Annotated in this window: 4 protein-coding genes; all 4 read right to left on the bottom strand. The window is 60.5% G+C overall.

Annotated features, from left to right (window positions below; all coding sequences use genetic code 11):
* A partial coding sequence (locus tag ACIQ36_RS19605; RefSeq protein ID WP_395832492.1) for a helicase HerA domain-containing protein occupies positions 1–1,865 on the bottom strand: 1,865 nt, incomplete at its 3' end.
* Between the two features lies 1 nt (position 1,866).
* Positions 1,867–2,130 (bottom strand): VirB3 family type IV secretion system protein, encoded by a 264-nt coding sequence (locus ACIQ36_RS19600; protein WP_395832490.1) that lies wholly within the window; start codon positions 2,128–2,130, stop codon positions 1,867–1,869.
* Entirely contained in the window at positions 2,127–2,459 is a 333-nt protein-coding gene (locus ACIQ36_RS19595) for a TrbC/VirB2 family protein (RefSeq protein ID WP_395832488.1), read from the bottom strand. Before ACIQ36_RS19595 ends, ACIQ36_RS19600 begins: the two co-directional genes overlap by 4 nt.
* A gap of 315 nt (positions 2,460–2,774) precedes the next feature.
* On the bottom strand, positions 2,775–3,264 hold a 490-nt coding region (locus tag ACIQ36_RS19590), incomplete at its 5' end, for an ATPase, T2SS/T4P/T4SS family (RefSeq protein ID WP_395832486.1).

The following is a 3,264-nucleotide window of genomic DNA, read 5'->3' as shown; positions in this document are numbered from 1 at the left end:
TGGATCGCCCCCAATTCGAAGACCTGCCAAAAATGATCCTGGAGATAGTCGCCCGCTCGGTCGAAGAGATAGGCATAGGGGCCGCCGTCGCAGTACGGATCGAGGGCAATCTTCAGGTCGCTGTCTTGAACGAAGGCGCGGCACAGCCCGAGCGTGCGGCTATCGAGCGGAGCCCCAGCCATGCCGTCGAGCGCATTCGTGAGCGCCGAGGCTTGTTTTGTCGTCAGCGGCTGCCTCAGGCCCTTCTCGCAAATGAGTTCGAGCCAGCGTTGCGCCCAATCGCGCACCTCGGGGATATGAATATTCCGCAGCGGCTGGAAGCCCGCAAAATTCCGGTTCGACAGGTCGTGAAAATGGCCGCCCATCGAAAGCGTCGTCGCTCGGCTTGAGCCATCCTTATCGATGCCGACGATGCGAATGCCGGGGTATCGGAGGGCTTGGGCGATGATCGTGTTCAGGCAAAAGCTTTTCCCCGCCCCGGTTTTGCCGAGAATGAGGGTATGGCCAACGTCGCCGACGTGCAGATTAACGCGGAACGTCGCCGCCCCGGCGGTTTTCGCGTAGATCAGCGCCGGACCGTTCCAATGGGTATTGGTCGCGTCGCCCGGCCAGATCGAGGTCAGCGGTGCCATATGGGCAAAATTGACTGAACTGATGAGCGGCTGACGGACATTGGCCCGAGCATTGCCGGGCAGCGTGCCGCGCCAGGCGTCGAAAGCGTTGAAGGTCTCGACTTTGGCGACGAACCCGCACCCGTCGACCGCATGAATCACCGCCTTGGCGCGCTCGTCAGCTTCGCTGGCGGTTGCACCGGAGACAATGAAAGTAAAACTGGCCAAGCCTTGCGAGGATCGCGCTTCAGCAAGATCCGACAGGGCGGCATTGGCCTCATCGGTGCGAAGCATGGCTTCCGGGTTCTGAAGGCGCGTTTCTTCGAGATTGCCGCCACTGGTGAGCAGCTGTTTTGCGCTATTACGCTTGCTGTACCATTTGGTGCGGATGCGGGTGAGGGCACTGGCGGCATCGCCGCGGTCAAGGCCAATCCAGCGGGTCGAGAAGCGCATCTCGATGGCCAAATGATCGACCGCGGCCAGCACGGCCATAATCGTTGTATGGGGAAAGGCGCGCAGGCTGATCGAGCGCAGGTGGCGCGCGCCAATCTTGGGCTCATGGCCGGGCGTGATATCGACCGAGGCCGCGAGATAGTCTAGGTAGTGCCCAAAACCGGGCAAGCGGCGCTCATGAAACTGCTCGCCGACCATTGCGCAGAGGTAGGTGTAAAGCTCATCGTCACCGAGCGCGCGGAACTGCGGCAGGCTTTTTTTGGCCAGCGCAAACCAGGTATCGGTCGTCTCGATAAAGAGCTTCAGCACGTCGGCGTAATTGGTCTCTTTGCGCGTCGCATTCTTGATGAAGAAGGCCGCGATTTTGCGCTCTTCCTCGGGCGGGGGCAGGTAGTGGATGACGAAATAGTAGCGGCTGATGAAGCGGTTCCCGGCTTTGCCATAGCCTTCGCGAAACTCGGCATCGATGAGCCCTGCGGCCTCGCAGGGCCAAGCGCTCTCGGGGTAGGGTTCGGCCTCGTGCTTGAGGATTTCCGCCCAAGCGGCATAGCCCGTGCCGAGGCGCGCGACCAGGCGGCTGACGCGAAAGCCGAAGGCGTCGCGTTCTGCATCGGTCAGACTGTCGAGGTCAGGACCGCTGTAGGTTGCGAAACGCAGAAAGCTGCCGTCCTTGCACAGCACAGCGCCTGGACCGACGATCGCCGCCCAAGGCAGCAGATCGGCGACCTTGCGGCGGGGATCAAGGTCATCTTTAACCCGTTCGGCCCGCGACCGGCTGGCGAGGAGCGCTTCAATCCCCATCCTAAGCCTCGTAGATCTTGCGCTCGGCGAGCGAGCGCCAGAGCAAATGGAAAAAATACGGATCGCGCTCAGCAAGGATGCTTGCGGGGATATGGGCCAGGAAGAAAAACCCCAGCGCGGCTAAGAAACCGACCAGCTTATTGTTATAAAATTGAAAGACGATAACGGCGACGCCGAAATAGATGAGAAACCACTTCCGCGGCACGCCCATAATCGTAATCCGCTCGGTGCCAATGCGCCGTAAAGGCTCGCGGTGCTGGCTCATGGCAGCAGCGCCCCGCTGCTGATCCCCAAGAACGGAAGCGCCCAGGTGGTGAGCGTACCCAGCACGACACCGCCGACGACCCATCGACCAACCATCGACAGCCATTTTGGCATGCGCTCTTCGGCCGCGATGAAGCCCAACACCAGAAGAACGGTGATAATGGAAACGCCGATGCGCACGAAGGGACCGCTGGCATAATTGGCGAGCGTTTCGAGCGGACTACTCCAAGGGAGCGAGCCGCCGGTTGAGGCGAAGACGGATTCCGGGTGTGCGCAGGCCAGAACGAGCACAAAGCTCGAGCGGGCCAAGCGCTTTAAGCGCGTGGTCATAGACACTCCTGTGGCGTACAGGGAAATGGGGGGTATGGTTTTCGGCGGTCGCGTAGAGGACCAATCAGCCGTTCGCGAGGGCTCCGCCTCCAGGTCCACTATGTGCCGCCTGGCCCAAAGGGCTGCGGTGGGATCTGGTCGCTCTGGTGGTCCCGGTTCTAGTCCGCTTTTACGGCCCGGTAGCTTCACCTAGAACTTCGCGAGTGAGCATGGTTTGCACCCACGCCCGATATCACGCATTTTGTTCGTTAACATAGCCTGGATTCTCCAGGCAAGAGGTTTTAAGCAAGCAGCTTCAATTATTACGACTGTATGCTAGGCCGCTGCGACCTCTTGGAATCGGTAACCGACGCCGGGTTCATGGCGGATATCGCTGATCATACGAGTGACTTTGCGCCCCGTCGGCGTTTTACGAATCTCGACGACGAGGCCAACGGTCCGGGTGATCTGGCGATACGGCGTCTGTTGGGTCACCTCGCCGAAGAGGTCTTCAATGCGATAGAGCGCGTCCTCGGCGCTATCAGCGTGCAGCGTTGTCAAGCCGCCAGGATGGCCAGTGTTCCACGCCTTGAAGAGTTGAAGCAGGGTCTCGCCGTCGCGGCACTCGCCGACATGGATGCGGTCGGGGCGGTTGCGCAGGGCGAGGAAAAGATTGAATTGCGCCGTGATCGGCGGGTTTGACGCACGTGTAAAGAAGGTCGTGCAGTTCGGCGCGCGCGTGCGTAGCTCAGGCAGATCCTGAATAATAATATGCCGATCAGAGAGCATGACCGCGTCATCGAGGAGGCTGTTGGCGAAGGACGAC

Source organism: Elstera sp. (genome assembly GCF_044372965.1).
In the GTDB taxonomy this organism is placed as follows: Bacteria; Pseudomonadota; Alphaproteobacteria; order Elsterales; family Elsteraceae; genus Elstera.
This window is presented reverse-complemented; position numbering and strand designations above follow the sequence as displayed.